This is a genomic window from Guptibacillus spartinae (assembly GCF_028610625.1).
Taxonomy (GTDB): domain Bacteria; phylum Bacillota; class Bacilli; order Bacillales; family Guptibacillaceae; genus Guptibacillus; species Guptibacillus spartinae.
This window is the reverse complement of the sequence record NZ_JAQQWU010000019.1, coordinates 25,130-51,728: the sequence shown is the minus strand read 5'-3', so window position 1 is coordinate 51,728 and position 26,599 is coordinate 25,130. Positions and strand designations below refer to the sequence as shown.

Annotated in this window: 40 protein-coding genes; all 40 read right to left on the bottom strand. The window is 43.1% G+C overall.

The features are described 5' to 3' along the window. Window positions 1-11: 11 nt before the first annotated feature. The 40 genes from PQ511_RS21545 to rpoC all read right to left on the bottom strand — a co-directional run bounded on the left by PQ511_RS21545 (window position 12) and on the right by rpoC (window position 26,599). Window positions 12-806 (bottom strand): energy-coupling factor transporter transmembrane component T family protein, encoded by a 795-nt coding sequence (locus PQ511_RS21545; protein ID WP_273853994.1) that lies wholly within the window; start codon window positions 804-806, stop codon window positions 12-14. Further along, window positions 806-1,675, bottom strand: a complete 870-nt coding sequence (locus PQ511_RS21540) for an energy-coupling factor ABC transporter ATP-binding protein (RefSeq protein ID WP_273853993.1) — start codon at window positions 1,673-1,675, stop codon at window positions 806-808. The genes PQ511_RS21545 and PQ511_RS21540 overlap by 1 nt, the downstream gene beginning before the upstream one ends. Further along, window positions 1,651-2,490: an energy-coupling factor ABC transporter ATP-binding protein gene (locus PQ511_RS21535; RefSeq protein ID WP_273853992.1), complete on the bottom strand. Its 840-nt coding sequence runs from the start codon at window positions 2,488-2,490 to the stop codon at window positions 1,651-1,653. Before PQ511_RS21535 ends, PQ511_RS21540 begins: the two co-directional genes overlap by 25 nt. A gap of 292 nt (window positions 2,491-2,782) precedes the next feature. Further along, entirely contained in the window at window positions 2,783-3,145 is a 363-nt protein-coding gene (gene rplQ, locus PQ511_RS21530) for a 50S ribosomal protein L17 (protein WP_098445995.1), read from the bottom strand. A 46-nt stretch (window positions 3,146-3,191) separates the two neighbouring features. Further along, window positions 3,192-4,136 (bottom strand): DNA-directed RNA polymerase subunit alpha, encoded by a 945-nt coding sequence (locus tag PQ511_RS21525; protein WP_224591409.1) that lies wholly within the window; start codon window positions 4,134-4,136, stop codon window positions 3,192-3,194. 244 nt (window positions 4,137-4,380) lie between these two features. Continuing rightward, window positions 4,381-4,776 (bottom strand): 30S ribosomal protein S11, encoded by a 396-nt coding sequence (gene rpsK, locus PQ511_RS21520; RefSeq protein WP_224591407.1) that lies wholly within the window; start codon window positions 4,774-4,776, stop codon window positions 4,381-4,383. A gap of 16 nt (window positions 4,777-4,792) precedes the next feature. Further along, window positions 4,793-5,158, bottom strand: coding sequence for a 30S ribosomal protein S13 (gene rpsM, locus PQ511_RS21515; protein WP_048313347.1), 366 nt, complete (start codon window positions 5,156-5,158; stop codon window positions 4,793-4,795). Between the two features lie 21 nt (window positions 5,159-5,179). Continuing rightward, a complete protein-coding gene (rpmJ, locus tag PQ511_RS21510) occupies window positions 5,180-5,293 on the bottom strand; it encodes a 50S ribosomal protein L36 (RefSeq protein WP_003720928.1) in 114 nt (37 codons plus the stop codon). Between the two features lie 35 nt (window positions 5,294-5,328). Beyond that, entirely contained in the window at window positions 5,329-5,547 is a 219-nt protein-coding gene (infA, locus tag PQ511_RS21505) for a translation initiation factor IF-1 (protein WP_098445993.1), read from the bottom strand. Further along, a complete protein-coding gene (locus PQ511_RS21500) occupies window positions 5,540-5,860 on the bottom strand; it encodes a KOW domain-containing RNA-binding protein (RefSeq protein WP_226660057.1) in 321 nt (106 codons plus the stop codon). Before PQ511_RS21500 ends, infA begins: the two co-directional genes overlap by 8 nt. 16 nt (window positions 5,861-5,876) lie before the next feature. Next, window positions 5,877-6,623: a type I methionyl aminopeptidase gene (map, locus tag PQ511_RS21495; RefSeq protein ID WP_273853991.1), complete on the bottom strand. Its 747-nt coding sequence runs from the start codon at window positions 6,621-6,623 to the stop codon at window positions 5,877-5,879. Continuing rightward, window positions 6,623-7,273: an adenylate kinase gene (locus tag PQ511_RS21490; protein ID WP_273853990.1), complete on the bottom strand. Its 651-nt coding sequence runs from the start codon at window positions 7,271-7,273 to the stop codon at window positions 6,623-6,625. Before PQ511_RS21490 ends, map begins: the two co-directional genes overlap by 1 nt. 66 nt (window positions 7,274-7,339) lie before the next feature. Continuing rightward, window positions 7,340-8,635 (bottom strand): preprotein translocase subunit SecY, encoded by a 1,296-nt coding sequence (secY, locus tag PQ511_RS21485; protein ID WP_273853989.1) that lies wholly within the window; start codon window positions 8,633-8,635, stop codon window positions 7,340-7,342. After that, window positions 8,635-9,075: a 50S ribosomal protein L15 gene (rplO, locus tag PQ511_RS21480; RefSeq protein WP_098445988.1), complete on the bottom strand. Its 441-nt coding sequence runs from the start codon at window positions 9,073-9,075 to the stop codon at window positions 8,635-8,637. The genes secY and rplO overlap by 1 nt, the downstream gene beginning before the upstream one ends. 29 nt (window positions 9,076-9,104) lie before the next feature. Continuing rightward, the gene (gene rpmD, locus PQ511_RS21475) at window positions 9,105-9,293 is read right to left on the bottom strand and encodes a 50S ribosomal protein L30 (RefSeq protein WP_098445987.1); all 189 of its coding nucleotides are present in this window, start codon (window positions 9,291-9,293) and stop codon (window positions 9,105-9,107) included. A gap of 14 nt (window positions 9,294-9,307) precedes the next feature. Next, a complete protein-coding gene (rpsE, locus tag PQ511_RS21470; protein ID WP_224591390.1) occupies window positions 9,308-9,808 on the bottom strand; it encodes a 30S ribosomal protein S5 in 501 nt (166 codons plus the stop codon). An 18-nt stretch (window positions 9,809-9,826) separates the two neighbouring features. Beyond that, a complete protein-coding gene (rplR, locus tag PQ511_RS21465; protein WP_159780820.1) occupies window positions 9,827-10,189 on the bottom strand; it encodes a 50S ribosomal protein L18 in 363 nt (120 codons plus the stop codon). A gap of 31 nt (window positions 10,190-10,220) precedes the next feature. Next, window positions 10,221-10,757, bottom strand: coding sequence for a 50S ribosomal protein L6 (gene rplF / locus PQ511_RS21460; RefSeq protein ID WP_224591388.1), 537 nt, complete (start codon window positions 10,755-10,757; stop codon window positions 10,221-10,223). Window positions 10,758-10,785: 28 nt separating this feature from the next. Continuing rightward, entirely contained in the window at window positions 10,786-11,184 is a 399-nt protein-coding gene (gene rpsH, locus PQ511_RS21455) for a 30S ribosomal protein S8 (RefSeq protein WP_098445983.1), read from the bottom strand. Between the two features lie 29 nt (window positions 11,185-11,213). Then, a complete protein-coding gene (rpsN, locus tag PQ511_RS21450) occupies window positions 11,214-11,399 on the bottom strand; it encodes a 30S ribosomal protein S14 (protein WP_098445982.1) in 186 nt (61 codons plus the stop codon). A gap of 16 nt (window positions 11,400-11,415) precedes the next feature. Then, window positions 11,416-11,955 carry a 50S ribosomal protein L5 gene (gene rplE / locus PQ511_RS21445; protein WP_226660061.1) on the bottom strand — a complete coding sequence of 180 codons (540 nt, stop codon included), beginning with the start codon at window positions 11,953-11,955 and terminating at the stop codon, window positions 11,416-11,418. 25 nt (window positions 11,956-11,980) lie between these two features. Further along, a complete protein-coding gene (gene rplX, locus PQ511_RS21440) occupies window positions 11,981-12,292 on the bottom strand; it encodes a 50S ribosomal protein L24 (RefSeq protein WP_224885170.1) in 312 nt (103 codons plus the stop codon). 41 nt (window positions 12,293-12,333) lie between these two features. After that, window positions 12,334-12,702 (bottom strand): 50S ribosomal protein L14, encoded by a 369-nt coding sequence (gene rplN / locus PQ511_RS21435; protein WP_098445980.1) that lies wholly within the window; start codon window positions 12,700-12,702, stop codon window positions 12,334-12,336. 45 nt (window positions 12,703-12,747) lie between these two features. Then, window positions 12,748-13,011, bottom strand: coding sequence for a 30S ribosomal protein S17 (gene rpsQ / locus PQ511_RS21430; RefSeq protein WP_224591384.1), 264 nt, complete (start codon window positions 13,009-13,011; stop codon window positions 12,748-12,750). A gap of 20 nt (window positions 13,012-13,031) precedes the next feature. Next, complete coding sequence (rpmC, locus tag PQ511_RS21425) at window positions 13,032-13,235, bottom strand: 50S ribosomal protein L29 (protein WP_048313330.1); 204 nt, start codon at window positions 13,233-13,235, stop codon at window positions 13,032-13,034. Continuing rightward, window positions 13,225-13,659: a 50S ribosomal protein L16 gene (gene rplP, locus PQ511_RS21420; RefSeq protein WP_048313329.1), complete on the bottom strand. Its 435-nt coding sequence runs from the start codon at window positions 13,657-13,659 to the stop codon at window positions 13,225-13,227. The genes rpmC and rplP overlap by 11 nt, the downstream gene beginning before the upstream one ends. A gap of 3 nt (window positions 13,660-13,662) precedes the next feature. After that, complete coding sequence (rpsC, locus tag PQ511_RS21415; RefSeq protein ID WP_098445978.1) at window positions 13,663-14,322, bottom strand: 30S ribosomal protein S3; 660 nt, start codon at window positions 14,320-14,322, stop codon at window positions 13,663-13,665. Between the two features lie 3 nt (window positions 14,323-14,325). Further along, window positions 14,326-14,667 (bottom strand): 50S ribosomal protein L22, encoded by a 342-nt coding sequence (rplV, locus tag PQ511_RS21410; protein ID WP_048313327.1) that lies wholly within the window; start codon window positions 14,665-14,667, stop codon window positions 14,326-14,328. 20 nt (window positions 14,668-14,687) lie between these two features. After that, window positions 14,688-14,966 carry a 30S ribosomal protein S19 gene (gene rpsS, locus PQ511_RS21405; protein ID WP_048313326.1) on the bottom strand — a complete coding sequence of 93 codons (279 nt, stop codon included), beginning with the start codon at window positions 14,964-14,966 and terminating at the stop codon, window positions 14,688-14,690. Between the two features lie 58 nt (window positions 14,967-15,024). After that, window positions 15,025-15,855 (bottom strand): 50S ribosomal protein L2, encoded by an 831-nt coding sequence (gene rplB, locus PQ511_RS21400; protein ID WP_273853988.1) that lies wholly within the window; start codon window positions 15,853-15,855, stop codon window positions 15,025-15,027. Window positions 15,856-15,883: 28 nt separating this feature from the next. Further along, window positions 15,884-16,171 (bottom strand): 50S ribosomal protein L23, encoded by a 288-nt coding sequence (gene rplW, locus PQ511_RS21395; RefSeq protein WP_098445976.1) that lies wholly within the window; start codon window positions 16,169-16,171, stop codon window positions 15,884-15,886. Beyond that, on the bottom strand, window positions 16,171-16,794 hold the full coding sequence (gene rplD, locus PQ511_RS21390; protein ID WP_224591382.1) for a 50S ribosomal protein L4: 624 nt from the start codon (window positions 16,792-16,794) through the stop codon (window positions 16,171-16,173). Before rplD ends, rplW begins: the two co-directional genes overlap by 1 nt. Before the next feature lie 17 nt (window positions 16,795-16,811). Further along, a complete protein-coding gene (gene rplC / locus PQ511_RS21385; RefSeq protein WP_159780818.1) occupies window positions 16,812-17,447 on the bottom strand; it encodes a 50S ribosomal protein L3 in 636 nt (211 codons plus the stop codon). Window positions 17,448-17,493: 46 nt separating this feature from the next. Beyond that, window positions 17,494-17,802, bottom strand: coding sequence for a 30S ribosomal protein S10 (gene rpsJ, locus PQ511_RS21380; RefSeq protein ID WP_098445973.1), 309 nt, complete (start codon window positions 17,800-17,802; stop codon window positions 17,494-17,496). 374 nt (window positions 17,803-18,176) lie between these two features. Continuing rightward, complete coding sequence (tuf, locus tag PQ511_RS21375) at window positions 18,177-19,367, bottom strand: elongation factor Tu (RefSeq protein WP_226660063.1); 1,191 nt, start codon at window positions 19,365-19,367, stop codon at window positions 18,177-18,179. Window positions 19,368-19,473: 106 nt separating this feature from the next. Further along, entirely contained in the window at window positions 19,474-21,552 is a 2,079-nt protein-coding gene (gene fusA / locus PQ511_RS21370) for an elongation factor G (protein WP_273853987.1), read from the bottom strand. A gap of 46 nt (window positions 21,553-21,598) precedes the next feature. Continuing rightward, a complete protein-coding gene (rpsG, locus tag PQ511_RS21365) occupies window positions 21,599-22,069 on the bottom strand; it encodes a 30S ribosomal protein S7 (RefSeq protein ID WP_224591378.1) in 471 nt (156 codons plus the stop codon). Between the two features lie 39 nt (window positions 22,070-22,108). After that, the gene (rpsL, locus tag PQ511_RS21360) at window positions 22,109-22,531 is read right to left on the bottom strand and encodes a 30S ribosomal protein S12 (protein WP_048313317.1); all 423 of its coding nucleotides are present in this window, start codon (window positions 22,529-22,531) and stop codon (window positions 22,109-22,111) included. Window positions 22,532-22,643: 112 nt separating this feature from the next. Next, window positions 22,644-22,892 carry a 50S ribosomal protein L7ae-like protein gene (locus tag PQ511_RS21355; protein ID WP_098445969.1) on the bottom strand — a complete coding sequence of 83 codons (249 nt, stop codon included), beginning with the start codon at window positions 22,890-22,892 and terminating at the stop codon, window positions 22,644-22,646. Between the two features lie 86 nt (window positions 22,893-22,978). Further along, window positions 22,979-26,599 (bottom strand): DNA-directed RNA polymerase subunit beta', encoded by a 3,621-nt coding sequence (gene rpoC / locus PQ511_RS21350; RefSeq protein WP_273853986.1) that lies wholly within the window; start codon window positions 26,597-26,599, stop codon window positions 22,979-22,981.

Sequence of the window (26,599 nt, the reverse complement as noted above, 5' to 3'; positions counted from 1 at the left end):
AACAATGTCTCCTAACTTCTTAACAGTAGTAAACTAACACAGAGCAGGAGAAGAATGATAAATAACGTTGTATCTTTTCCAGACCATTTTAGTAAACGTATGCTCGTTCTACCTTCTCCCCCGCGATATCCTCTTGCTTCCATTGCCATGGCAAGATCCTCTGCACGTTTAAACGCACTGACAAAGAGTGGAACAAGAAGCGGCACGATACTTTTTAAGCGTTCTTTTATTGGACCACTTGAAAATTGTGCACCACGTGCTGATTGAGCTTTCATGATCTTCTCTGTCTCTTCCAAAAGCGTAGGAATGAACCTAAGCGCGATAGACATCATTAGGGCAAATTCATGAACGGGTAAGCCAATTTTCTTCATTGGACCAAGCAACGTTTCAATCCCTACTGTGATATCAATAGGCGTCGTGGTAAGAGTTAACAGAGAAGTAATCAGAATTAAAAATAAAAGACGAAGTGAGATAAAGATCCCCTGCTCCACACCGCCTTCATACACTTCAAGAAAGCCCAAGTCCAAAAGCAAAGGTCCTTCTTTTGTTAAAAAGACGTGGAGTAAAAACGTTAAAATGATAACGAGCAAGATCGGCTTTAAACCGTTATAAATATAGCGGAGAGGTAATTTTGAGACAAAAATCGCAAGTAAAGTAAAAGCCCCGAGTAAAACATAGGTAATCCAATTATTTGCTAAAAAAACAATGATGACAAAAAGAAACGCCGTTAGAAGCTTAGCTCTCGGATCTAGTTTATGAATAAAGGATTGCCCTGGTACATACTGCCCAATAATGATATTTTGCATTAGGAATCGTCTCCTTTCTGCAAAACCGATAACGCTGCATCCACTGCCGCCTTAAGCGTAAAGACACTATGTGGAAGATCCTTATTAAACCGCTCTTCTAGGCGATGGATAAACTGGACTGTTTCTGGAACATCAAGGCTTAGATTTTTCAAGGCTTCGGGGTTAGAAAAGATGGTTTCTGGATTTCCTTGCAGTACGACCCCACCCTTTTCCATAATCAGAATGTCATCAGAAAAGCGGGCTGCATCTTCCATGCTGTGTGTGACGAGTATCGTTGTTAATCCCTCTTCTTCATGTAGACGATAGAAGAGATCCATTATTTCACGTCTCCCTCGTGGATCAAGTCCAGCAGTTGGCTCATCCAAGATAAGGATAGATGGTTTCATCGCGAGAACTCCCGCAATGGCAACTCGCCTCATTTGCCCACCACTTAAATCAAAGGGAGAGCGACTGAGATAGGATTCATCGAGTCCCACCTGCTGAATGAGTTTTGCCGCTCGCCGCTTTGCTTCGTCTTCTGAAACACCAAAGTTTAACGGGCCAAAAAGAATGTCTTTCTCAATGGTTTCTTCAAAAAGCTGATGTTCTGGATATTGAAAAACAATTCCAACATGTTTTCTCAATGCTTTTAACCTTTTTTCTTTTACACCAGCTTGAATTTTAAAATCCCCAATTTGAATACTACCCTGGGTAGGCTTCAAAAGCCCATTTAAATGCTGAATTAACGTAGATTTTCCTGACCCCGTATGCCCAATGATTGTTTGAAATGTCCCCGATGAAATCGATAGATTTATGTTTGAAAGAGCTTTACGTTCAAATGGTGTTCCTTTACCGTACGAATGCTCTAAACCTTTAATTGTAATGTCCATAACTCGTTCACCAATTCCTCCTGAGATAAAGTAAGCCTTGAGAAATCGTATCCTCTCTCGCTGAGTGCTCGCTGCACCTGTAGTGGAAACGGCAGGTCTAAGCCGATTTGCTCCAACATATCTCCTTTTTTAAACACTTCCACCGGAATTCCTTCATCGATGACTTCTCCTGCGTTCATCACAACAAGTCGATCTGCCTGTGCAGCTTCTTCAAGATCATGGGTGATCGAGATGACCGTCATTCCTTCTTCTTCTTTTAACTTTCGCATCGTTTGCAATACTTCTCTACGACCAGCAGGATCAAGCATAGATGTGGCTTCATCTAAAATCACAATTGATGGTCTCAAAGCAATAATTCCAGCAATCGCTACCCGCTGCTTTTGCCCACCAGAAAGACGATGGGGCTCCTGGTCAAGGTAATCTTCCATTCGGACCTTTTGGACGCTCTCATTTATTCGTTCTAACATTAGTTCTCTAGCCATCCCACTATTCTCAAGTCCAAATGCAACATCATCTCGAACGGAGGTGCCAACAAACTGATTGTCAGGATTTTGAAACACGATGCCTACTCTTCTTCTTATTTCCCAAATGCTTTCCTCATCTCGACTATTGTACCCTTCAACGAGAACATCACCTTTTTCAGGAAGTTGCAAACCATTTAGAAGTTTAGCAAGTGTCGACTTTCCTGAACCGTTGTGCCCAACAATGGCTAGCCACTCGCCTTTATAGACAGAAAGGGATACGCCATGTAACACATGCGGTTGATCTTCCTGATATCGGAAGGATACATCTTGAACGGTGATAAGTTCTTCCATACTCGTTCCTCCTACCTCTGCTAATTTCAAACGATGATCACGCCTCTAACTAATGATACTGGTGCGAAAAAAAGGCGGGCAGCAAAACCGCCACTTTTTCCTATCAGCATATCGGTCGTGGACCAACATCTAATCCTATAAAAAAAGCCTGGCATCTGCCAGACTTCCTTTAATGGCAAGCAGCATGCAACCACTTGAGAACGTGCGTTAAAACAAAAAAACGCACGAAAAAAGGGCATAGAATCAGTATCCATTGTCGAGATCCTGTCCCGCCCTTTTAATCAAGTGCGTCTTATACTAGCTCGATGATAACCATTTCAGCACCGTCACCGCGGCGTGGTCCAAGCTTACGGATACGAGAGTAACCGCCTTGACGCTCTGCATAACGTGGAGCGATATCGCTGAATAGTTTTTGAACTGCATCTTGACCGCTTTCTTGATCCGCTACTTCGTTACGGATGAAAGAAGCTGCTTGACGACGTGCGTGAAGATCTCCGCGTTTACCAAGCGTAATCATTTTGTCGATGAAAGAACGAAGCTCTTTCGCCTTCGATTCTGTCGTTTCAATACGTTCATTGATGATCAAATCTGTAACAAGGTCACGGAATAGCGCTTTACGCGTATCACTCGTACGACCTAACTTTTGGTATGCCATGAAGTATTCCCTCCTTTGTTGTTTATAAAATCAACAACTTAAATATCTATTCTTCGTTACGAAGTCCAAGTCCAAGCTCTTCAAGCTTTTCTTGTACCTCTTCAAGTGATTTACGTCCAAGGTTACGAACTTTCATCATGTCTTCTTCAGACTTCTGAGTTAGTTCTTGAACAGTATTAATGCCAGCACGCTTCAGGCAGTTATATGAACGAACTGAGAGATCGAGCTCTTCGATTGTCATCTCAAGCACTTTCTCTTTTTGATCCTCTTCTTTTTCGACCATGATTTCAGCATTTTGAGCCTGATCTGTTAAGCCAACAAAGATATTTAAATGTTCATTTAAAATCTTTGCGCCTAGTGATACAGCTTCTTCAGGGCGAATGCTTCCATCTGTCCAAACATCGAGGGTTAGTTTGTCATAATTAGTTACCTGGCCAACGCGAGTGTTTTCAACCTGGTAGTTAACACGAGAAACAGGAGTGAAGATCGAGTCAACCGGAATAACTCCGATTGGCTGTTCATCATTTTTGTTTCCTTCTGCTTGTACATAGCCTCTTCCGCGAATAGCAGTAATTCGCATTTGGAAACGGGCACTAGCAGAAAGGGTAGCAATATGAAGGTCAGGGTTTAAGATCTCCACGTCGCTGTCATGAGTAATATCTCCAGCTGTTACCGTCCCTGGCCCCTGCACATCAACTACTAATGTTTTCTCTTCTTCCGAGTAAACTTTCATAGCTAATTTCTTAAGATTAAGAATGACAGTTGTTACATCTTCATGTACGCCTTCAATTGTAGAAAATTCGTGAAGAACTCCTTCAATTTGTACAGATGTAACAGCAGCACCAGGAAGTGAAGATAACAGGATACGACGAAGGGAGTTACCCAGGGTAGTTCCATAACCACGCTCTAATGGTTCTACAACAAACTTTCCGTATTTAGCATCCTCGTTGATAGCTACCGCTTCAATTTTTGGCTTTTCGATTTCGATCATCCAACAAACCCTCCTTCAAAACGTCGAACTTCGGTTAGACATGTTGTCTAACCGAATAATCCCCTTAGGCGGTCCAAATACCAACAACCTAATTATGATTCGTCAACCGTCAACAATTTATACATTATCATTATTGACATGTTCATCAATTGTATACCGATAGATTGAATCTTTCCATAAGAGATTGTTCAAAACCAGGCATTCTCCCGAAGGGAACATCTACGTTTTTGAACTCTCTACTACCTTAGACTCTACGACGTTTTGGCGGACGGCAGCCGTTATGAGGTACTGGAGTTACGTCACGGATCGCAGTAACCTCTAGACCTACAGCTTGAAGTGCACGGATCGCAGCTTCACGACCAGCTCCAGGGCCTTTAACAGAAACTTCTACAGTTTTCATGCCATGCTCCTGTGCAGTTTTACCTGCAGTTTCAGCAGCCATTTGAGCAGCGAATGGAGTAGACTTACGAGAACCTTTGAAGCCCATGTTACCGGAAGTTGCCCAAGAAATCGCATTTCCGTGAGTGTCAGTAATCGTAATAATAGTGTTGTTAAAAGTAGAACGGATGTGAGCTATTCCACTCTCAACATTCTTTTTCACGCGCTTTTTACGCGTATTTGCTTTACGTTGTTTAGCCATTTGTTAATTACCTCCCTTACTTCTTCTTGTTAGCTACTGTACGGCGAGGGCCTTTACGAGTACGAGAGTTGTTCTTCGTATGTTGACCTCGGACAGGAAGACCACGACGGTGGCGGATACCACGATAAGAACCGATTTCGATTAGACGCTTAATGTTAAGTGAGATCTCACGACGAAGATCACCTTCAACTTTAATTTTGTCTACCACTTCACGGATTTTTCCGAGCTCTTCTTCAGTTAAGTCGCGTACGCGAGTGTCTTCAGAAACACCAGCATCAACTAGAACTTGTTTCGCAGTTGTTTTACCGATTCCATAAACGTAAGTTAACGCGATTACGATGCGTTTTTCGCGTGGAACATCAATACCAGCAATACGTGCCATTACGTTGCACCTCCTTATATATTAGCCTTGTTTTTGCTTGTGCTTTGGATTTTCACAGATAACCATGACTTTACCTTTACGGCGAATAACTTTACATTTTTCACACATTGGTTTTACTGACGGTCTTACTTTCATTATTTTAACCCTCCTTGTATACGGAGATTAATTTCTTATTTATAACGATACGTGATACGTCCACGTGATAAATCATATGGAGAAAGCTCAACAGTTACTTTGTCACCTGGTAAAATACGAATGTAATGCATGCGTATCTTTCCGGATACGTGAGCAAGAATCTTATGACCGTTTTCGAGTTCTACTCGAAACATTGCATTCGGTAGAGGTTCGATAACCGTGCCTTCCATTTCAATTACTTCTTCTTTAGCCATCTACTTGCTCTCCCTCCTTTAAATCAATGACGTGTTCATTCAAATACTTTGAGATCGCGAAACGCAGCTTGCCATTTGTGACACGGCCCGTTTCTTCAAGACTTCGCTTTACCTCAGGGGATATATACTCTACCAGCTCAAGGTGTGCGAGGTTCTTCCGCTTAGGACGATCAAACTTTCGTTTATCCCCGTCCGCTAAGAAAACATAACGTTCATCTACAATCCCTACAATCACGCTATATTGATCAGCGTCTCTTCCCCGTTTATTCCGAGCGATCTGACCGATCTCGGGAACGGTATCCGACTCTTTCACGAACCATCACCTTCACTTAGGCCTTTGTTAGTATTTCATATCCTTCTTCCGTAACGGCAATCGTGTGCTCGAAATGAGCGCAATTCTTACCGTCAGTTGTTACTACAGTCCAATTATCCGAAAGTGTTCGAACGTAGCGAGAGCCCAGATTCACCATCGGCTCTACCGCAAGGACCATTCCCTGCTTTAGCCTCGGGCCTTTTCCTGGAGGACCGTAATGGGGAATTTGTGGATCTTCATGAAGGTCCTGACCTACACCATGACCAACATATTCTCGTACAATCGAAAAACCCTCAGCTTCGGCATATGCTTGGATCGCATGAGAGATATCTGAAAGCCTCCTACCAGCCTTCGCCTCATCCAACCCTTTATATAACGATTCCTCGGTAACTTTTAACAACCGTTCGTCTTCTTCTGAGATAGTGCCAACAGGATAGGTCCATGCTGAATCTCCATGGTAACCCTTATACTTAGCACCAATATCGATACTAATTATATCTCCTTCCGCCAACACGCGACCCCCTGGAATACCATGTACAAGCTCTTCATTAACTGAAGCGCATATACTTCCAGTAAATCCATTGTAACCCTTAAAGGAAGGAATTGCATCAAGCTGACGAATAAACCGATCGGCAATCGTATCCAGCTCTTTTGTCGTAACTCCAGGCTTGATGTGCTTTTGTAATTCTTGATGTGTTAACGCGACAATTCTGCCTGCTTCTCGCATGATATCAAGTTCACGAGGAGTCTTGCAAATAATCATTACGACAATCCTTTGAGAAGTTGATCGACATCTTCAAAAACTTCATTGATGTCTCTATTGCCATCAATCGTTTTAAGATAGCCTTTGCCTTCGTAAAAGGTCAACAATGGCTGCTGTTGCTGCTTGTTGACTTCAAGGCGAGTCCGCACAGTTTCTTCTTTATCATCATCACGTTGATAAAGTTCTCCACCGCACTTATCACAAACTCCTTCTTCCTTAGGAGGATTGAAAACTGCGTGATAGGTAGCTCCACAATTCCGGCAAACGCGACGCCCAGTTAAACGCTGCATGAGCTGATCTTCCTCGACTGCAATGTTAATCACATAGTCAAGTTTTTTACCGAGATCGGATAAGATCGTTTCAAGCGCATCAGCCTGTGCGACTGTTCTCGGAAAACCATCGAGTAGAAAGCCTTTTTCGCAATCATCTTTTCCTAAACGCTCTCGTACTATACCAATTGTTACTTCATCAGGTACGAGGTTTCCAGAATCCATGTACTCTTTTGCTTTTAGACCAAGAGGCGTTCCTTCTTTGATCGCTGCTCGGAACATATCTCCAGTGGAGATATGAGGGATGCCATACTTTTCGACAATCTTTTCTGCCTGGGTTCCTTTTCCGACACCCGGAAGCCCCATTAATACTAGATTCATCTAATCCCTCCGCACGTCACCCAATCGAGGATGAAGGAGGGGAAGAAAGTTCTTCCCAGTTTATCCTCAAGATTTAATAAAGCCTTTATAATGACGTTTAATTAATTGACTTTCAATTTGCTTCATCGTATCAAGCGCTACCCCAACAACGATCAGCAAGCTTGTTCCGCCGATTTGCAGCGTCTGCGGCAGTCCTGCTACGGTTGTGAAAAATACCGGAATAATCGATATAACAGCAAGGAAAAGTGCTCCTACCAACGTTAAACGGTAGAGAATTCGAGTAATGTACGTTTCTGTTGCATTACCCGGACGAATACCAGGAATGTATCCACCCTGTTTCTTCAAATTCTCAGCCATCTTTTCCGGATTAACCTGGACAAACGTATAGAAATACGTAAACCCAATGATGAGTAACGCATACACGACCATACCAATCGGTTGTGTATAGTCAAACACCCTGATGATCCATTCCGTTACCGAATTATCTCCGAACAACCTGGCGATCGTTGGTGGAGTAATGATCAGTGATATCGCAAAGATAACTGGAATAACACCTGCTGCATTAACTTTAATCGGTAAGTGAGTGGATTGACCACCTACTTGTCTGCGGTTAACAGTTCGTTTTGCATATTGAATTGGAATTTTACGAAGACCTTGTTGAACAAAGATAACAGCGACAACAATTGCAAGTGCTGCAAGTGCAATAATCACAAGAGTGACGATGTTTATGAACAACTCATCCTGGGAGCCTTCAAACATCTGAGCATAGAGCTGATTAAGCCCTGGAGGAATTGCAGCTACAATCCCAGCAAAGATAATAATTGAGATTCCATTTCCAACACCTTTTGCTGTGATCTGTTCGCCTAACCACATCAAAAAAGCCGTTCCGGCTGTTAAAACAAGAGAAATATTTAGATACGTCAGTACACCGGGATTACTGATCAACTGACCTCCAACAATATTGTTGAACCCGATTGAAAGACCGATACCTTGAACAAGTCCAAGTACAATCGTTCCATAACGAGTAACTTGTGTAAGCTTTTTGCGTCCGGCCTCGCCCTGTTTAGACCATTCGGTAAATTTCGGCACAACGTCCATTTGTAAAAGCTGCACAATGATAGAAGCAGTGATATAAGGCATAATTCCCATGGCAAAGATGGAGAAGTTTTGCAACGCTCCACCGCCAAAGGTGTTGAGAACTCCGAAGAGACTCATTTGATCTTGAAACTGTAATACATCTCTGTTCACACCAGGAACCGGTATGAATGTTCCGATACGGAACACGACAAGCATGAGTAGGGTGAAAATTATTTTGTTTCTAATATCACCTACGCGCATAATGTTGGAGATTGCTTGGAACATTAGATCACCTCAGTATTTCCGCCTGCCGCTTCAATCGCCTCTTTTGCAGAAGCAGAGAACTTGTGGGCTTTCACGGTAAGCTTTTTCTCAAGCTTACCATTACCTAGAATCTTAATTCCAGCTTTTTCTTTGCTAACTACGCCAGATTCCAAAAGAAGTTCTGGAGAAACTTCAGTTCCATCTTCAAAACGGTTTAGCGAATCAAGATTAACAATAGCGAACTCTTTACGGTTCATGTTTGTAAATCCACGTTTCGGTAGACGTTTAAAGATTGGAAGTTGTCCTCCTTCGAAACCGACGCGTACACCGCCGCCAGAACGAGCTTTTTGACCTTTTTGACCACGGCCAGATGTCTTACCGTTACCAGTAGCAATACCGCGACCAAGTCTGTTGCGTTCTTTACGAGAACCTTCAGATGGTTTTAGTTCGTGTAGTTTCATTGTGGGCACCTCCTCAATGTATAGATTTTTTACGCATCAATTTCGTTAACAGTTACAAGGTGAGATACCTTGTTGATCATACCACGAATCGCAGGATTGTCGTTATGAACAACCGTGTGATGCATCTTTTTAAGTCCAAGTGTTTTTACCGTCACGCGTTGGTCTTGAGGGCGACCAATCACACTACGTGTGAGGGTGATTTCTAATTGCTTAGCCATCTAATTTCCCTCCCTTAACCTAGTAGCTCTTCTACAGATTTTCCACGAAGCTTCGCAACGTCTTCAGCACGCTTAAGGTTTTCAAGGCCGTTAAGTGTTGCACGCACCATGTTAATCGGATTGTTAGATCCAAGAGACTTCGATAGAATGTCACCTACACCAGCAAGTTCAAGTACCGCACGAACGGGTCCGCCAGCGATAACTCCAGTACCTTCAGAAGCAGGCTTCAATAGTACGTTACCAGCTCCGAAATGACCTGTGATTTGGTGAGGGATTGTAGTTCCTACGATAGGAACAGTAATTAAGTTCTTTTTCGCATCTTCAATAGCTTTGCGAATTGCTTCAGGAACTTCCTGCGCTTTACCAGTTCCGAATCCAACGTGACCGTTTTTATCTCCGACAACTACGATCGCTGCGAAGCGGAAACGACGTCCACCTTTAACAACTTTCGCTACGCGGTTAACGGTAACTACGCGTTCTTCAAGTTCTAGTTTGTTAGCATCAATGCTAGGCATGAGTTAACCTCCTTTTTATTAAAATTTCAGTCCTGCTTCACGCGCTGCGTCAGCAAGAGCTTTTACACGTCCGTGATAGAGGTATCCTCCGCGGTCAAAAACCACTTCTGAATAACCTGCTTCAACAGCACGCTTTGCGATAGCTTCTCCGACTTTCACAGCTGCTTCCGTGTTACCGCCGTGTTCAACGTCAATTCCTTGTTCCATACTTGAAGCTCCAACGATTGTAACACCTTTAGTGTCATCGATAAGCTGAGCATAGATGTTCTTATTAGAACGGAATACGTTTAGACGCGGACGTTCAGTCGTGCCGGTAACTGTGCGGCGTACGCGAGCATGTCTTTTTTGACGTGCTTTGTTTTTATCGGCCTTAGTGATCATTAAACGTCACTCCTTTCCGCTAGGTTTTTACCTATTTACCTGTTTTACCTTCTTTACGACGTACATATTCGTTTTCGTAACGAATTCCTTTACCTTTGTAAGGTTCTGGAGTACGGACAGCGCGGATGTTAGCTGCAACAGCTCCAACGCGTTCTTTATCAATTCCCTTAACAACAACTTTTGTGTTAGAAGGAACTTCAATTTCAATTCCTTCTTCAGGTACCATCTCAACTGGGTGAGAGTAACCTACGTTAAGGATTAGTTTTTGACCAGATTTGCTTGCACGGTAACCAACACCGATGATTTCAAGACCTTTTTCAAAGCCTTTAGTCACACCTTCAACCATGTTAGCGATCAGGCTGCGAGTTGTTCCGTGAAGAGCACGATGCTCTTTGTTATCTGAAGGACGAGCTACAGTTAGCACGTTCTCTTCAATGTTTACTTTGATATCAGAGCTGAATGTACGAGAAAGTTCCCCTTTAGGTCCTTTTACCGTTACAACGTCTCCTTTGATATCGATTGTTACATCACTTGGGATGTCAACCGGTTTAAGTCCGACACGTGACATAATTACACCTCCATTCTGCTTTTAAGAATTACCAAACGTACGCTAGAACTTCTCCGCCTACTTGCTGTTGACGAGCTTCTTTGTCCGTCATAATTCCTTTAGAAGTAGAAACTAGAGCGATTCCTAGACCGCCAAGTACACGTGGTACTTCGTCTGCTTTAGCGTATACGCGAAGACCAGGTTTACTGATTCGCTTTAATCCAGTGATAACGCGTTCGTTATTTGAACCGTACTTTAAGAAGATACGGATGATTCCTTGTTTGTTGTCTTCGATCATTTCAACATCACGTACAAAACCTTCACGTTTGAGGATTTCAGCGATGTTTCTTTTCGAATTCGATGCAGGCAACTCTAGTTTTTCGTGACGAACTGTGTTCGCATTACGAATTCTTGTAAGCATATCTGCAATTGGATCAGTCATGACCATTAGTAATTACCTCCTTCCCTATTTCGGGTTTACCAGCTAGCCTTTTTAACGCCTGGGATTTGACCTTTGTGTGCAAGTTCCCGGAAACAAATACGGCAAAGTTTAAACTTACGAATAACAGAGTGAGGACGTCCGCAACGTTCACAACGAGTGTATTCTTGAACTTTAAACTTAGCTTGACGCTGTTGTTTCGCGATCATTGATTTTTTCGCCACAATTTTCCCTCCTTACTTACTTTTGAAATGGCATACCTAGGTTAGTCAACATTTCACGGCTCTCTTCGTCCGTATTAGCTGTTGTTACGATAACGATGTCCATTCCGCGTACTTTATTTACTTTATCGTAATCAATTTCGGGGAAAATCAACTGTTCTTTAATACCAAGTGTGTAGTTACCACGGCCATCGAATGCTTTCTTAGAAACACCTCTGAAGTCACGTACACGAGGTAGTGATACAGAAATAAGTTTATCTAGAAATTCAAACATACGAGTTCCGCGCAAAGTAACTTTTGCACCGATTGGCATATCTTCACGAAGCTTAAAGCCAGCGATTGACTTCTTAGCACGAGTGATTAGGGGTTTTTGACCTGAGATCAACTCAAGTTCCTCAACAGCTGTATCAAGAGCTTTCGGGTTCTGTACAGCGTCACCAACACCCATGTTGATTACGATTTTTTCAAGTTTTGGAACTTCCATAACAGAGGAATAATTAAATTTCTCCATCAATGCAGGTTTAGTTTCATTTTGATACTTTTCTTGGAAACGATTCATCGGATTGACCTCCTTTCGCTACGAACTACTTATCGAGTACTTCACCGGATTTTTTTGAGATACGAACTTTTTTCCCGTTGTCTACTTTGTAACCAACGCGAGTCGGTTCACCAGACTTCGGATCAAGCGCCATTACGTTAGAAACGTGGATCGCTGCTTCCTGCTCAATGATTCCACCTTGAGGATTAGCCTGGGATGGTTTTGAGTGTTTCTTAACAAGGTTGACACCTTCAACGATAACTCTTTCTTTTTTCGGGTAAGCTTCAAGGATCACACCTTGTTTACCTTTATCCTTACCAGAAATAACTTTTACTTTATCTCCCTTTTTTACGTGCATAAGGTCGCGCACCTCCTTACAAGGCATCTATTTTCAAATGATTAAAGAACTTCTGGAGCTAGAGAAACGATTTTCATAAACTGGTTGTCACGTAGTTCGCGTGCAACTGGTCCGAAAATACGTGTTCCGCGCGGTCCTTTGTCATCACGGATAACAACCGCTGCGTTTTCGTCGAATTTGATGTATGAACCATCTTGACGACGAACGCCAGACTTACTGCGTACAATAACAGCTCTTACGACTTCACCCTTCTTAACAACGCCACCAGGTGTTGCTTGTTTCACCGAACAAACAATTACGTCACCGATATTAGCAGTTTTACGACCAGAGCCACCAAGTACTTTGATACAAAGTAGTTCACGAGCACCAGAGTTGTCAGCTGATTTCAAACGAGATTCCTGTTGAATCATCTAGAAAGACCTCCCTTCGGACATTATTCAATGATCCGAGTTCATTTAGATAATAACTGCTTCTACAACTACGTCCACAAGACGGAAACGCTTATCTTTAGATACCGGACGAGTTTCCATGATTGTAACCACGTCGTTGATTTTTGCAGTGTTGTTTTCATCATGTGCTTTAAACTTTTTAGAATACTTAACACGTTTACCGTATAAAGGGTGCATTTTGTAAGTCTCAACTAAAACAGTAATTGTCTTATCCATTTTGTCAGAGACAACACGCCCAGTGTATTCTTTGCGATTATTGCGTTCGCTCATTTCGCAAACCTCCCCTCATATTAACCGTTTGTGATTCCTAACTCTCTTTCACGCAAAACAGTGTTTGCGCGAGCGATTGATTTACGGACTTCACGAATGCGGGCTGGGTTTTCCAGTTGACCTGTAGCAAGTTGAAAGCGAAGATTGAAAAGTTCTTCTTTAAACGATTTCGCTTTCTGCTCGATTTCGGCAGTGGTCAAGTTACGAATTTCCTCAGCTTTCATTTGTGTCACCACCCACTTCTTCGCGTTTTACGAACTTAGTTTTAATAGGCAATTTGTGAGAAGCAAGACGAAGTGCTTCGCGCGCTACTTCTTCAGATACGCCTGCAATTTCAAAACAGATTTTCCCTGGCTTTACTACAGCTACCCAGCCTTCAGGAGCACCTTTACCGGAACCCATTCGTACTTCAAGTGGTTTAGCAGTGTAAGGCTTTGATGGGAAAATTTTAATCCAAACTTTACCGCCACGTTTCATGTAACGAGTCATAGCAATACGAGCTGCCTCGATTTGACGGTTTGTGATCCAGCTAGCTTCAAGAGCTTGTAGACCGTATTCACCGAATGCTACTTCAGTGCCACCTTTAGCACGTCCGCGCATTTTTCCGCGATGTTCTCTGCGGTATTTAACACGTTTAGGTAACAACATGATTTATTTTCCCCCTTCCTCTTTTTGCGTTCCTTTCGTTGGAAGGACTTCACCACGATAGATCCAAATCTTCACACCAAGCTTACCGTAAGTAGTATCTGCTTCTGCAGTACCATAGTCGATGTCAGCACGTAGTGTGTGAAGAGGTACAGTACCTTCACTGTATGATTCAGAACGAGCAATATCAGCACCGTTTAGACGGCCAGATACTTGCGTTTTAATTCCTTTAGCTCCGGATCTCATTGCGCGTTGAATTGTTTGCTTCATAGCGCGACGGAATGAAACACGGTTTTCAAGTTGACGAGCGATGTTATCAGCAACTAGTGTTGCATCAATGTCAGCTTGTTTAATTTCGAAAATGTTAACGTGAACTTTCTTGCCTGTTAGTTCCGCGAGAGACTTACGAAGAGACTCAACTTCAGAACCACCTTTACCGATTACCATACCAGGCTTAGCAGTTTTCACTGTAACATTCACTCGGTTTGCTGCACGTTCGATTTCAACAGCTGAAACAGATGCATCTTTCAAACGTTTTTCAATATATTCACGAATTTTAATATCTTCGTGTAATAGGTTAGCGTAATCTTTGTCTGCGTACCATTTAGACTCCCAATCACGAATGACACCAATTCGAAGTCCTACCGGATTAATTTTCTGACCCACTCGTTATCCCTCCTTCTTTTCTGATACCACGACTGTGATGTGGCTAGTGCGCTTGTTGATGCGGCTAGCTCTACCCATAGCACGTGGGCGGAAACGTTTCATTGTTACTCCTTCGTCCACAAACACTTGAGAAACCGTAAGATTGTTCGGCTCTAACTCAAGATTGTGCTCTGCATTAGCGATCGCAGAGTTAAGCACTTTCTCAACTACTGGAGAAGCAGCTTTGTTTGTGTTGCGCAAAATCGCAATAGCTTCACCGACTTGCTTTCCTCGAATGAGATCTACGACTAAGCGTGCTTTACGAGGAGCAATACGCACGTGTTTTGCAACAGCTTTAGCTTGCATTCGTTGTACCTCCCCTCAAATTAACGTCTAGTTTTTTTGTCATCTGCAGCGTGCCCGCGATATGTGCGAGTTGGAGCAAATTCACCAAGTTTATGACCGACCATGTCTTCTGTTACATAAACCGGTACGTGCTTGCGTCCATCATATACTGCAAAAGTGTGTCCAATAAATTCTGGGAATACTGTTGAACGACGAGACCAAGTCTTAATAACTTTTTTGTCGCTCTTTTCATTTAAGTCTTCGACCTTTTTCATTAAATGATCGTCGACAAAAGGTCCTTTTTTCAAACTACGACCCATTTGTGAACCTCCCTTTTGAGATTATGCTACGGCTCCGCGGAACCGTAGGTAAATCCCGTTATTTTTTGCGACGGCGTACGATGTACTTGTCGGATTCTTTGTTTTTCTTACGAGTCTTAAATCCAAGGGTTGGTTTGCCCCATGGTGACATTGGTGATTTACGTCCGATCGGCGCACGACCTTCACCACCACCGTGTGGGTGATCAACTGGGTTCATTACAGAACCACGAACTGTAGGACGAATGCCCAACCAGCGAGAACGACCAGCTTTACCAATATTGATAAGCTCGTGCTCAAGGTTACCAACCTGACCGATTGTAGCGCGGCAAGTAGAAAGAATCATACGAGTTTCTCCAGAACGAAGACGTACTAGTACGTATCTACCTTCTTTACCAAGAAGCTGAGCTTCTGCACCAGCAGAACGAACAAGCTGTCCGCCACGGCCTGGCTTAAGTTCGATATTGTGAATTGTTGTACCAACTGGAATGTTGATTAGTGGAAGAGCGTTTCCTACTTTAATGTCAGCATCAACGCCAGACATAATTTCAGTTCCTACTTTAAGTCCTTTTGGAGCAAGAATGTAACGCTTTTCTCCATCAGCATAGTTGATAAGAGCGATGTTTGCAGAGCGGTTTGGATCGTATTCGATCGTAGCAACGCGTCCTGGTATTCCATCTTTGTCTCGTTTAAAGTCGATAACACGATATTTACGCTTATGACCGCCACCTTGGTGACGAACAGTTAAGCGACCCTGGTTGTTACGTCCGCCTTTTTTATGAAGCGGTGCAAGCAACGATTTTTCCGGTTGGTCAGTTGTGATTTCAGCAAAGTCAGATACTGACATACCACGACGACCGTTTGTGGTCGGTTTGTACTTTTTAATCGCCATTCTTATTTCCCTCCTTCACTATTATTTTTTAGACGCCTTCAAAGAAGTCCAATTCTTTGCTTTCTGGTGTAAGCGTCACGATAGCTTTTTTGCGACGTGGTGTAAATCCGCTGTGGCGGCCAACACGTTTCTTTTTACCCATATAGTTCTGAGTATTTACTCCAGCAACTTTTACTCCGAAAATTTCTTCAAGAGCACTCTTGATTTGAGTTTTGTTAGCACGAGTATCTACTTCGAAAGTATACTTTTTGTCTGCCATTACGTCTGTAGTAGCTTCAGTAATAACGGGGCGCTTGATGATATCACGAGCGTTCATTACGCTAGCACCTCCTCTACTTTTTCCACAGCGTCTTTTGTCATAACTAGTTTATCAGCTTTAAGGACATCAAGGATGTTAAGTCCAGCTGAAGTTACAACAGTAACACCAGGAATATTGCGTGCAGATAATGCAACTGCTTCGTTATAGTCTCCTGTAACGATAAGCGCCTTGTTTTCTGCAGATAGGCTTGATAGTACTGATTTCATTTCTTTTGTTTTTGGAGCATCAAAAGAAATGCTGTCCACGATGACCATATCCTCTGTTTGCACTTTAGAAGACAAAGCAGAACGGATCGCCAAACGGCGAACTTTTTTAGGTAGCTTGTAAGAATAGCTTCTTGGTGTCGGACCAAATACTACTCCACCGCCAACCCATTGTGGTGAACGGATTGAGCCCTGACGAGCACGACCTGTTCCTTTTTGGCGCCATGGTTTAGCTCCACCACCGCGTACTTCTGAACGATTTTTCACGTCATGATTACCTTGACGCAAAGATGCTTGCTGCATGATAACCGCATCATACATAACACTTTCGTTTGGTTCGATCCCGAAGATTGCTTCAGCGAGTTCGATGTCGCCGACTTGTGCTCCGGTTTGGTTGAACATTGTTACTTTAGGCACTTGGATATCCTCCCTTCTTACTTAGCTTCTTTTGCTTTAACCGCGCTTTGGATAGTTACGTAGCTTTTCTTAGCTCCAGGTACGTTACCTTTTACTAGAATCACGTTACGTTCTACATCTACTTTAACGATCTCAAGGTTTTGTACAGTTACACGTTCGCCACCCATGCGACCAGGTAGAAGTTTACCTTTCATTACACGCATTGGATCGATAGGTCCCATTGAACCTGGACGACGGTGATAACGAGAACCGTGAGTCATTGGTCCGCGAGATTGGTTATGGCGCTTGATTGCACCTTGGAAACCTTTCCCTTTAGACGTACCAGTTACATCAACTACGTCACCTTCGTTAAAGATATCAACCTTGACTTCCTGACCAATTTCGTAACTACCTTCTGCGTTACGAATTTCTTTCACGAAGCGCTTAGGTGTTGTGCTAGCTTTTGTAGCATGGCCTTCTTCAGGCTTGTTGAAACGAGACTTTTTCTTGTCAGCAAAACCAACTTGGATTGCTTCGTAGCCGTCTGTATCAACAACTTTCTTTTGAAGGACAACGTTAGGTTCTGCTTCAATTACAGTTACCGGGATAATATCTCCGTTGTCAGCAAAGACTTGAGTCATGCCTACTTTTCTTCCTAAGATTCCTTTGGTCATTCGTCACACCTCCTAATTGTTTTTAAAAAATTTATTTAGCGTTCTATTAAAGTTTAATTTCAATGTCAACGCCAGACGGTAGGTCTAAACGCATTAACGAGTCAACCGTTTGTGGTGTAGGCTCGATGATATCGATTAGACGCTTATGCGTACGCATTTCAAACTGCTCACGAGAATCTTTGTACTTGTGTACAGCACGTAGAATTGTGTAAACAGATTTTTCCGTCGGCAACGGGATCGGTCCGGATACTTGTGCACCTGAACGTTTTGCTGTTTCTACAATTTTCTCAGCAGACTGATCTAGAATACGGTGATCATATGCTTTTAAACGAATACGAATTTTTTGCTTTGCCATTATTTCCCCTCCTTTATCGCCCATATTGTTATAGACAGTTCTCCGTGAAAATAAACCCAACACACTCGCCATGGCAAAGGGGCCGGGTGTGTCAGCAACCTTCCACATCATCGCTGTTTATGACCAACATTCTTATTATACTAAACCAAATACCTAATTGCAAGGCTTAGTGCATTTGAAAAGTATGTCGATCGCACACTTTTAATAGTATAACGGCCTGAGCCATAAAATGCAAGGCCTAAAAGCAATTTCAGACTATTCTCTAACCTTTAATGGTCTTGAAAGAAATGTTTCAAACCCATTTTTCCAATTTAACATAGATCCCAAATAAAAAACACCCGGAAAAATCCGGGTGTTTTGTTTAATCATAGAGATTACTCAGTGATTGTAGCTACAACGCCTGCGCCTACAGTACGTCCACCTTCACGGATAGAGAACTTAGTTCCATCTTCGATAGCGATTGGAGCGATAAGTTCAACTGTCATTTCGATGTTATCTCCAGGCATAACCATTTCAACGCCTTCTGGAAGAGCGATTGTACCAGTTACGTCAGTTGTACGGAAGTAGAACTGAGGACGGTAGTTAGCGAAGAATGGAGTGTGACGTCCACCCTCTTCTTTTGAAAGAACGTAAACTTCAGCTTGGAACTTAGTGTGAGCTTTTACAGTTCCTGGCTTAACAAGAACTTGTCCACGCTGAATGTCGTCACGGGATACACCACGAAGAAGTGCACCAATGTTATCGCCAGCTTCAGCATAGTCAAGAAGCTTACGGAACATTTCAACACCAGTAACTGTTGTTTTCTTGTTCTCTTCAGCAAGACCAAGAATTTCAACTTCGTCACCGACTTTAACTTGTCCACGCTCAACACGGCCAGTTGCAACTGTACCACGACCAGTGATTGAGAATACGTCCTCAACTGGCATCATGAATGGCTTGTCAGTGTCACGTGTTGGAGTTGGGATATACTCATCAACTGCGTCCATAAGTTCGAAGATTTTTGCTTCGTACTCATCGTCGCCTTCAAGAGCTTTAAGAGCTGAACCTTTGATTACTGGAACTTCGTCGCCATCAAAGTCGTATTCTGAAAGAAGATCACGAACTTCCATTTCAACTAGTTCAAGTAGTTCTTCGTCGTCAACCATGTCACACTTGTTCAAGAATACAACAAGCATAGGTACACCAACTTGACGAGAAAGAAGGATGTGCTCACGAGTTTGTGGCATTGGGCCGTCAGCAGCAGATACTACTAGGATTCCTCCGTCCATTTGAGCAGCACCAGTGATCATGTTTTTAACATAGTCAGCGTGACCTGGGCAGTCAACGTGTGCATAGTGACGGTTTTCAGTTTCGTACTCAACGTGTGCAGTTGAGATTGTGATTCCACGTTCGCGCTCTTCAGGAGCACCATCGATTTGGTCATAAGCCATAGCAGTACCGCTACCTGAACGCTTGTGAAGCACAGAAGTGATCGCAGCTGTTAGAGTAGTTTTACCATGGTCAACGTGTCCAATTGTACCAATGTTAACGTGGGGCTTGGAGCGGTCGAATTTTTCTTTTGACATTAGTGTTTCCTCCTTTGATTACCAAGAAATTATCTATGCCAAGATAGGCGTAAGAGTATATCAATCTCGCCTATCTTAGATTACAACAAAAGTTGGTTTGCTACAATTATTCGCCTGTAGCTTTTTTAATGATTTCTTCAGAAATAGATTTAGGTACTTGCTCGTAATGATCAAATGTCATGGTGTAAGTACCGCGACCTTGCGTACGAGAGCGAAGTGTTGTTGCATAACCAAACATTTCTGAAAGTGGAACAAATGCATTGATAACTTGAGCGTTTCCGCGTGCAGTCATACCTTCAACACGTCCACGACGGCTAGTTACATCGCCCATGATGTCCCCCATGTATTCTTCCGGCACTACAACTTCAACTTTCATCATAGGCTCAAGAAGAGCAGGGTCACAAACATTCTTAGCTTTTTTCAAAGCCATAGATGCTGCAATCTTAAATGCCATTTCGTTTGAGTCAACGTCATGGTAAGATCCATCAACAAGACGAGCTTTCACGTCGATTAGTGGGTAGCCTGCTAGAAGACCGTTAGCCATTGCATCGCGAAGACCAGCTTCTACAGCAGGGATGTATTCACGCGGAACAACACCACCAACGATTTTGTTCTCAAATTCGAATCCTGCGCCTTCTTCGTTAGGTTCAAATTCAACCCATACGTGTCCGAATTGTCCACGACCACCAGACTGACGTACGAATTTACCTTCAACCTTACCAGCTTGACGGATCGATTCACGGTATGCAACCTGAGGTGCACCAACAGTTGCTTCAACTTTAAACTCACGACGGAGACGGTCAACGATGATGTCAAGGTGAAGTTCACCCATACCAGAGATAATCGTTTGTCCAGTTTCTTCGTTTGTTTCAGTTTTAAATGTTGGATCTTCTTCAGCAAGCTTAGCAAGAGCTACAGACATTTTATCCTGGTCACTCTTTGTCTTAGGCTCGATTGCTACTGAGATAACTGGATCTGGGAAGTCCATAGATTCAAGGATAACAGTATCCTTTTCATCACATAGAGTATCACCAGTCGAAGTATCTTTCAAACCAACTGCCGCTGCGATATCCCCTGCATATACAGTAGAGATTTCTTCACGAGAGTTAGCGTGCATCTGAAGAATACGTCCTACACGTTCACGCTTATCTTTTGTTGAGTTCTTAACATAAGAACCAGAAGAAAGCGTTCCTGAGTAAACACGGAAGAATGTAAGCTTACCAACGTAAGGGTCAGTCATTACTTTAAATGCAAGTGCAGAGAAAGGACCATTATCGTCAGCAGTACGGATTACTTCTTCTTCAGAGTCTTTTAGATGACCTTTAATTGCTGGTACATCAAGTGGTGAAGGTAGGAAGTCAAGTACAGCATCAAGAACAAGCTGAACGCCTTTGTTCTTAAATGCAGAACCACAAAGTACAGGATAGAATTCAACGTTACAAGTTCCTTTACGGATTGCAGCTTTGATTTCTTCGACTGTTAGTTCTTCACCTTCAAGATATTTCATCATGAGGTCTTCTTCAAGCTCAGCGACAGCCTCGATAAGCTTCGTACGGTACTCTTCAGCTTGTTCCTTGTATTCAGCAGGAATTTCGCGTGATTCAGTACGTGAACCAAGATCATCAAGATAATAGAAAGCTTCCATTGTGATAAGATCAATGATTCCTTCGAATTCATCTTCAGCACCGATTGGCAGCTGAACAGGGTGCGCGTTAGCTTGTAGACGCTCATTTAGTGTACCTGTAGAGTAAAGGAAGTCTGCTCCTAGTTTATCCATTTTGTTAATGAATACAATACGCGGTACGCCGTAGTTAGTAGCTTGACGCCAAACAGTTTCTGTTTGTGGTTCAACACCAGATTGTGCATCAAGTACTGCAACTGCTCCATCCAATACACGCAATGAACGCTCAACTTCTACTGTAAAGTCTACGTGACCAGGCGTGTCAATGATGTTAACACGGTGATCTTTCCACTGGGCAGTGGTAGCAGCAGAAGTGATCGTGATTCCACGCTCTTGCTCCTGCTCCATCCAGTCCATTTGTGATCCACCTTCGTGAGTTTCACCAATTTTGTGGATACGCCCTGAGTAGAAAAGAATACGCTCAGTAGTTGTTGTTTTACCAGCATCGATGTGAGCCATGATACCGATATTACGTGTATCTCTTAAGGAGAATTCTCTTGCCATTAGTATTTCTCCTTCCTTTTATAAAGGGATTTGGGTTGTCTGCTGATTACCAGCGATAGTGAGCAAACGCTTTGTTTGCTTCAGCCATTTTGTGCATTTCTTCACGCTTCTTAACAGAAGCACCTGTGTTGTTAGCAGCATCCATAATTTCGTTAGCAAGTCTTTCTACCATAGTCTTTTCACCGCGAAGACGGGAATAGTTCACAAGGTAGCGAAGACCTAGCGTTGTACGACGATCTGGACGAACTTCAACTGGCACCTGGTAGTTTGCACCACCAACACGACGAGCGCGTACTTCAAGTACTGGCATAACGTTTTTCAACGCTTGGTCAAATACTTCCATAGCCTCTGTGTTTGTGCGCTCCTGAATAAGATCAAACGCTTTGTATAGCACCTGCTGAGCTTTACCTTTCTGACCGTCTACCATAAGGCGGTTGATCAGGCGAGTAACTAGCTTGGATTTGTAAATTGGATCTGGTAATACGTCACGACGTTCTACTGGACCTTTACGTGGCATGGGTTAACCCCCTTTCATTATTTAATAAAATGATAGCTATTATTTCTTAGCTTCTTTCGGTCTCTTAGTACCGTATTTAGAACGACCTTGTCTACGATCGTTAACACCTGCAGTGTCAAGCGCACCACGAACGATGTGGTAACGTACACCCGGTAAATCCTTAACACGTCCTCCACGGATAAGCACGACACTGTGCTCCTGAAGGTTGTGGCCGATACCTGGGATATAAGCTGTTACTTCAATTCCGTTAGTAAGACGAACACGAGCGTATTTACGCAATGCGGAGTTCGGCTTTTTAGGAGTCATCGTACCTACACGAGTACATACACCACGTTTTTGTGGAGATGAAAGGTCTGTATGAGACTTTTTGAAGCTGTTATACCCTTTGTTCAATGCTGGAGAATCGGATTTCTTTGTTTTAGAAACGCGTCCTTTGCGAACAAGTTGGTTAATAGTTGGCATTTTGTTTTCCTCCCTTCTTTTGTTAATAGCAAGCCCACACATCCAGGTGGTTCATGTATAGATAAAAGGAAAGTTTTTGCCTGACAGGGCATGCCTTGCCCGGCAAAAACGGTTATGCTTTTATCGTAACTGTTGCTGCGCCGACTTCGATCCCACACGCCTTACCGAGCTTCTTCATAGAATCAACTCGATGAACCGGTATGCTTTTCTCTTCGGCGAGTGCAACAACTTTAGAAGTTACCCTGCGATCAGCGTCGTCAGCGATGAACACTTCCTTCGCTTCTCCAATCTGGAGGGCCTTTAGAGTTTGTTTCGTCCCAATAATCAATTCATCTGCCTGCGATACTTTTTCATAAGACACGAACATATCCTCCAAAGTAACAGGATTATCGGGAGCACCTTGGATATAATATCACCCTGCACTCCCGATGTCAACACTTCCCCTGTTTATTCTTGACTAACTAAAGCACTTTCTTCTTGCTCTAAAAGCTGTTCAGCCTCTTGAGCTTCGCCAGCTACATTGATTCTACGGTAACGTTGCATACCAGTACCTGCCGGAACAAGTTTACCGATAATAACATTTTCCTTAAGACCTAGTAGCTCATCACGCTTACCTTTAATTGCTGCATCAGTTAGGACACGAGTTGTTTCCTGGAAGGATGCTGCTGATAAGAATGATTCAGTTTCAAGAGAAGCTTTTGTAATACCAAGAAGAACTGGACGACCAGTTGCAGGTAATCCACCCTGTCTAAGAACTTTACGGTTAACACCTTTAAACTGGTGAATGTCAATAAGGGATCCTGGCAACACTTCAGTATCGCCCGCATCAATAACGCGAATTTTACGCATCATCTGACGAACCATTACTTCAACGTGCTTATCGCCAATTTCCACACCCTGCATACGGTAAACCTTTTGTACTTCTGCAAGTAGGTATTCTTGAACGCCGTCAATACCGCTAATTGTAAGAAGTTGTTTAGGGTCAATCGAACCTTCAGTAAGAGGTTGACCAGCCTTCACTTCATCTCCAATAACTACTTTCAAGCGCGCGCCATATGGTACAGGGTAGTTTCTTGTCTCGGTTTCACCTTGAACGACAATCTCTTTCTTCTCTTTTACCTCAGCTAAATCAATCACTTTACCATCTAGCTCAGACACAACAGCCTGACCTTTCGGGTTACGTGCCTCAAATAGCTCTTGGATACGAGGAAGACCTTGAGTAATATCGTCTCCGGCAACTCCACCTGTATGGAATGTACGCATCGTCAACTGTGTACCCGGTTCACCGATTGATTGAGCAGCAATGATTCCGACTGCTTCCCCAACTTCAACGCGAGTACCTGTTGCAAGGTTACGTCCGTAACACTTCTTACATACGCCATGGCTTGTGCTACAAGTAAAGGCAGAACGGATATAGACGTTCTCAATACCTGCTTCAACAATTTCCGTAGCGATGTCTTCAGTGATTAAGTTGTTTTTCTCTACTAGAATTTCATTTGTCTCAGGATGTCTCACTTTCTTAAAGGCAACACGGCCTACAAGACGATCATACAATCCTTCGATTAATTCATTACCATTCTTAATTGCACTAACTTCAAGGCCTCTATCTGTACCACAGTCATCTTCGCGAACGATAACATCCTGTGCCACGTCAACAAGACGACGAGTAAGATAACCTGAGTCAGCTGTTTTAAGGGCCGTATCAGCAAGACCTTTACGAGCACCGTGTGTTGAAATAAAGTATTCAAGCACCGTTAGACCTTCACGGAAGCTGGATTTGATTGGAAGCTCAATAATCTGTCCAGATGGATTAGCCATCAATCCACGCATACCTGCGAGCTGAGTAAAGTTAGATGCGTTACCACGAGCACCTGAATCACTCATCATAAAGATTGGGTTATCTTTTTCGAGTCGATTCATTAGTTTTTCCTGGATGCGATCCTTCGCACTACTCCAAATCGCAATAACACGATCATAACGCTCATCGTCGGTAATAAGACCGCGACGGAATTGCTTAAGAACCTTTTCAACTTTTTCTTCTGCCTCATGAACGATTTCTTGTTTCTCAGCAAGTACCACTACGTCAGCTACACCAACAGTAATACCAGCTTTTGTTGAAAACTTGAAACCAAGATCTTTCATGCGGTCAAGCATGCGAGACGTTTCTGTAACTTTGAAACGCTTGAACACTTCCGCGATGATTTTACCAAGAATGCCTTTCTTAAATGGTGCAATCAGTTCGCGTTGAGCAATTTCTTCTTTTACGTTCACACCGTGAGGTAGGAAGTAATGCTCTGGCGTCGCAATTTCAAGGTTACTTGTTGTTGGTTCATTAATATATGGGAATGACTCCGGAAGAATCTCGTTGAAAATCAACTTACCAACCGTGGTCACAAGCAATTGCTTGTTCTGCTCTTCAGTAAAAGCAGATTTATTTAGTGAAGCAGCAGGAATTGCTACACGAGAATGTAAATGTGCAAATCCATTCTGGTATGCAATAAGTGCTTCGTTAGTATCTTTGTATACAGAACCCTCACCGATTGCTCCTTCACGTTCCATTGTTAAGTAGTAGTTACCTAGTACCATATCCTGTGAAGGTGTAACAACTGGTTTACCATCTTTCGGGTTAAGGATGTTTTGTGCAGCTAACATTAAGATACGCGCTTCAGCTTGTGCTTCAGCAGAAAGCGGCACGTGAACGGCCATTTGGTCACCATCAAAGTCAGCGTTATAAGCTGTACATACGAGTGGGTGAAGACGAATTGCGCGTCCTTCAACGAGAATTGGTTCAAACGCCTGAATACCAAGTCTGTGAAGTGTAGGTGCACGGTTTAAAAGAACCGGATGTTCTTTAATAACGTTTTCCAACACGTCCCATACTTCAGGATGAACTTTTTCTACTTTACGCTTCGCACTCTTAATATTGTGTGCTAGACCTTTTGATACAAGCTCTTTCATTACGAAAGGTTTGAATAGTTCAAGTGCCATTTCCTTCGGAAGACCACATTGATACATTTTCAAGTGAGGTCCAACGACGATAACAGAACGACCTGAATAGTCAACACGCTTACCTAGTAGGTTCTGACGGAAACGTCCTTGCTTCCCTTTCAACATATGAGAAAGAGATTTCAATGGACGGTTACCAGGACCTGTTACAGGACGACCGCGACGGCCGTTATCTATAAGGGCATCAACAGCTTCTTGAAGCATACGCTTCTCATTCTGTACGATAATGCTTGGTGCGCCAAGATCCAACAAACGCTTCAAGCGATTGTTACGGTTGATAACTCGACGATACAGATCGTTTAGATCTGAAGTCGCAAAGCGGCCGCCATCTAGTTGTACCATTGGACGAAGCTCTGGTGGAATAACCGGAAGGACATCTAAGATCATCCATGAAGGGTTATTTCCTGAGCCACGAAAAGCCTCTAGTACTTCTAGGCGTTTAATCGCACGTGTTCTTCGCTGTCCTTGTGCTGTTTTAAGCTCTTCTTTCAGGATATCAACTTCTTTATCAAGGTCGATATCAAAGAGAAGTCTGCGGATAGCTTCCGCACCCATTTCTGCTGAGAATGTTTTGCCATACTTTTCACGGTATGCGCGATATTCTTTTTCTGAAAGAAGTTGTTTCTTCTCAAGCGGTGTGTCACCAGCTTCAGTTACGACATATGAAGCAAAGTAAATCACTTCTTCAAGTGCACGGGGTGACATGTCGAGAACAAGTCCCATACGACTTGGAATGCCTTTAAAGTACCAGATGTGAGAGACAGGAGCAGCTAGCTCAATGTGCCCCATTCTCTCACGACGGACTTTCGCACGTGTAACTTCAACTCCGCAGCGATCACAAACGACACCTTTATAACGGATACGCTTGTATTTCCCACAATGACATTCCCAGTCCTTTGTGGGTCCGAAGATACGCTCACAGAAAAGACCATCTTTCTCTGGCTTCAAGGTACGGTAGTTAATGGTTTCTGGCTTCTTAACTTCTCCTCTTGACCAGGAGCGGATTTTATCCGGTGACGCCAGACCGATTTTCATATACTCAAATTTATTGACATCTATCAA

Bases quoted from the DNA above. Each gene is read 5' to 3' on its own strand.
- PQ511_RS21545 (WP_273853994.1), bottom strand. From the start codon at position 806: ATGCAAAATATCATTATTGGGCAGTATGTACCAGGGCAATCCTTTATT.
- PQ511_RS21540 (WP_273853993.1), bottom strand. From the start codon at position 1,675: ATGGACATTACAATTAAAGGTTTAGAGCATTCGTACGGTAAAGGAACA.
- PQ511_RS21535 (WP_273853992.1), bottom strand. From the start codon at position 2,490: ATGGAAGAACTTATCACCGTTCAAGATGTATCCTTCCGATATCAGGAA.
- rplQ (WP_098445995.1), bottom strand. From the start codon at position 3,145: ATGGCATACCAAAAGTTAGGTCGTACGAGTGATACGCGTAAAGCGCTA.
- PQ511_RS21525 (WP_224591409.1), bottom strand. From the start codon at position 4,136: ATGATCGAAATCGAAAAGCCAAAAATTGAAGCGGTAGCTATCAACGAG.
- rpsK (WP_224591407.1), bottom strand. From the start codon at position 4,776: ATGGCTAAACAACGTAAAGCAAATACGCGTAAAAAGCGCGTGAAAAAG.
- rpsM (WP_048313347.1), bottom strand. From the start codon at position 5,158: ATGGCACGTATTGCTGGTATTGATGTTCCACGCGAAAAACGCATCGTA.
- rpmJ (WP_003720928.1), bottom strand. From the start codon at position 5,293: ATGAAAGTAAGACCGTCAGTAAAACCAATGTGTGAAAAATGTAAAGTT.
- infA (WP_098445993.1), bottom strand. From the start codon at position 5,547: ATGGCTAAAGAAGAAGTAATTGAAATGGAAGGCACGGTTATCGAACCT.
- map (WP_273853991.1), bottom strand. From the start codon at position 6,623: ATGATTATTTGCAAGACTCCTCGTGAACTTGATATCATGCGAGAAGCA.
- PQ511_RS21490 (WP_273853990.1), bottom strand. From the start codon at position 7,273: ATGAATCTAGTATTAATGGGGCTTCCGGGTGTCGGAAAAGGAACCCAG.
- secY (WP_273853989.1), bottom strand. From the start codon at position 8,635: ATGTTCCAAGCAATCTCCAACATTATGCGCGTAGGTGATATTAGAAAC.
- rplO (WP_098445988.1), bottom strand. From the start codon at position 9,075: ATGAAACTACACGAACTAAAACCATCTGAAGGTTCTCGTAAAGAACGC.
- rpmD (WP_098445987.1), bottom strand. From the start codon at position 9,293: ATGGCTAAGCAATTAGAAATCACCCTCACACGTAGTGTGATTGGTCGC.
- rpsE (WP_224591390.1), bottom strand. From the start codon at position 9,808: ATGCCTAGCATTGATGCTAACAAACTAGAACTTGAAGAACGCGTAGTT.
- rplR (WP_159780820.1), bottom strand. From the start codon at position 10,189: ATGATCACTAAGGCCGATAAAAACAAAGCACGTCAAAAAAGACATGCT.
- rplF (WP_224591388.1), bottom strand. From the start codon at position 10,757: ATGTCACGTGTCGGACTTAAACCGGTTGACATCCCAAGTGATGTAACA.
- rpsH (WP_098445983.1), bottom strand. From the start codon at position 11,184: ATGGTCATGACTGATCCAATTGCAGATATGCTTACAAGAATTCGTAAT.
- rplE (WP_226660061.1), bottom strand. From the start codon at position 11,955: ATGAATCGTTTCCAAGAAAAGTATCAAAATGAAACTAAACCTGCATTG.
- rplX (WP_224885170.1), bottom strand. From the start codon at position 12,292: ATGCACGTAAAAAAGGGAGATAAAGTAAAAGTTATTTCTGGTAAGGAT.
- rplN (WP_098445980.1), bottom strand. From the start codon at position 12,702: ATGATTCAACAGGAATCTCGTTTGAAATCAGCTGACAACTCTGGTGCT.
- rpsQ (WP_224591384.1), bottom strand. From the start codon at position 13,011: ATGAGCGAACGCAATAATCGCAAAGAATACACTGGGCGTGTTGTCTCT.
- rpmC (WP_048313330.1), bottom strand. From the start codon at position 13,235: ATGAAAGCTGAGGAAATTCGTAACTTGACCACTGCCGAAATCGAGCAG.
- rplP (WP_048313329.1), bottom strand. From the start codon at position 13,659: ATGTTGTTACCTAAACGTGTTAAATACCGCAGAGAACATCGCGGAAAA.
- rplV (WP_048313327.1), bottom strand. From the start codon at position 14,667: ATGCAAGCTAAAGCTGTTGCAAAACACGTGCGTATTGCTCCTCGTAAA.
- rpsS (WP_048313326.1), bottom strand. From the start codon at position 14,966: ATGGGTCGTAGTTTGAAAAAAGGACCTTTTGTCGACGATCATTTAATG.
- rplB (WP_273853988.1), bottom strand. From the start codon at position 15,855: ATGGCGATTAAAAAGTACAAACCGACCACAAACGGTCGTCGTGGTATG.
- rplW (WP_098445976.1), bottom strand. From the start codon at position 16,171: ATGAACGCTCGTGATATCATCAAGCGCCCCGTTATTACTGAAGCTACT.
- rplC (WP_159780818.1), bottom strand. From the start codon at position 17,447: ATGACCAAAGGAATCTTAGGAAGAAAAGTAGGCATGACTCAAGTCTTT.
- rpsJ (WP_098445973.1), bottom strand. From the start codon at position 17,802: ATGGCAAAGCAAAAAATTCGTATTCGTTTAAAAGCATATGATCACCGT.
- tuf (WP_226660063.1), bottom strand. From the start codon at position 19,367: ATGTCAAAAGAAAAATTCGACCGCTCCAAGCCCCACGTTAACATTGGT.
- fusA (WP_273853987.1), bottom strand. From the start codon at position 21,552: ATGGCAAGAGAATTCTCCTTAAGAGATACACGTAATATCGGTATCATG.
- rpsG (WP_224591378.1), bottom strand. From the start codon at position 22,069: ATGCCACGTAAAGGTCCAGTAGAACGTCGTGACGTATTACCAGATCCA.
- rpsL (WP_048313317.1), bottom strand. From the start codon at position 22,531: ATGCCAACTATTAACCAACTTGTTCGCAAAGGACGCGTTTCTAAAACA.